Annotated in this window: 2 protein-coding genes; both read right to left on the bottom strand. The window is 53.6% G+C overall.

Annotated elements, in window-relative coordinates; genetic code table 11:
• Window positions 1-38: 38 nt before the first annotated feature.
• Window positions 39-863, bottom strand: a complete 825-nt coding sequence (locus KL786_RS29250; protein WP_252193899.1) for an IS3 family transposase — start codon at window positions 861-863, stop codon at window positions 39-41.
• An 8-nt stretch (window positions 864-871) separates the two neighbouring features.
• Window positions 872-1174: a transposase gene (locus tag KL786_RS29810; RefSeq protein WP_252193898.1), complete on the bottom strand. Its 303-nt coding sequence runs from the start codon at window positions 1172-1174 to the stop codon at window positions 872-874.
• Between the last annotated feature and the right edge of the window lie 73 nt (window positions 1175-1247).

Here is a 1247-nt window from a genome sequence, read left to right as displayed (position 1 = left end):
TGAACTGGTCCAGTAATTTCGGACATTCTTTTCGGTTCTCACGCTGCTAGCTTTTCTGCCGCTACTGGGGAGTTGTAACCGTTGTAGCTGTGGCGCCTTACGCTGTTGTAGCGCGCCACATATCGGTTGATATCTGCCCGAGCCTCGTACTCCGAGTTGTAACCTTCCTCGGGCACCCACTCGGACTTCAAACTGCCAAAAAAACGCTCCATCGGGGCGTTATCCCAGCATTGGCCTTTTCGACTCATGCTCTGCTTCAGCTCGTGTGCCTGCAGTTCAGCTCTGAATTTATGACTGGTGTACTGGCATCCCTGGTCAGAATGAAACAGCACCCCTTTAGGTCGCCCTCTCAATTCAACAGCCATCCGAAGTGACTCACTTGCCAGCGTCGCATCGGCGACCAGTGAATAAGACCACCCCACCACTCGGCGCGCAAACAGATCCAAAACTACCGAGAAGTAGAGCCAACGCTTGCCGAGCTGGATATAGGTGATGTCCGCACACCAGACCTTGTTGATATCAGCTACGTAAAACTCACGTTCCAGCTCATGCTCGGCCACCAAAGACTCAACGCCTGACGACTTGTACTTATGGGGCCTGCGTTGTCGGCTGGCAATCCCAGCCTCCTTCATCAAACGGCGGGCCATGTAGCGCCCCACCTGATGGCCTGCGCCTCGCAGGTCTTCAGAAAGGGTTCGCGCCCCTGCCGATCCTCTTGAAGCCTTGTGATACTTAACTAGAACAACCTTGAGCGCTTCGCGCTCCAGGTTGGTTTTCCCCTGACGCTGACGCCAGGCGTAATAGCTGCTGCGGTTGACTTCAAATACACGACAGCAATCTGAAACGCCGTACTGCTCGCCCAACTCATTGATCAGAGGGAATGATCTTTGGAGTCCAAAAGCAGGAGAGCACTGGCCTTTTTTAGAATTTCGATATCCCGGTCTTTTTGCCTGAGCAGGGCTTTCAGTTCCTGGATTTGCTTCTGTTCGGCGGTGATCGCCTTTGTACCAGCCAGTGTTGATCCGGCACGCTCTTTACGTACCTGCTCGACCCAGCGGCGCAAAGCCGTAGGGCCGATATCCAAACTGGCGCAAATCTCGGGAACAGGCTGGTCTTCATCAAGCACCATGCTTGCGGCTTTGAGCTTGAACTCGCTGGAATAGGACTTTCGCATACTCATGCACACCTCAGATTTGGGCGCCATCATAGCGCCCTATTGATGTGTCCAAATTCATTAGGCCAGTTCA

Source organism: Pseudomonas sp. TAE6080 (assembly GCF_018732265.1).
Classification (GTDB): domain Bacteria; phylum Pseudomonadota; class Gammaproteobacteria; order Pseudomonadales; family Pseudomonadaceae; genus Aquipseudomonas; species Aquipseudomonas brenneri.
This window is presented reverse-complemented; position numbering and strand designations above follow the sequence as displayed.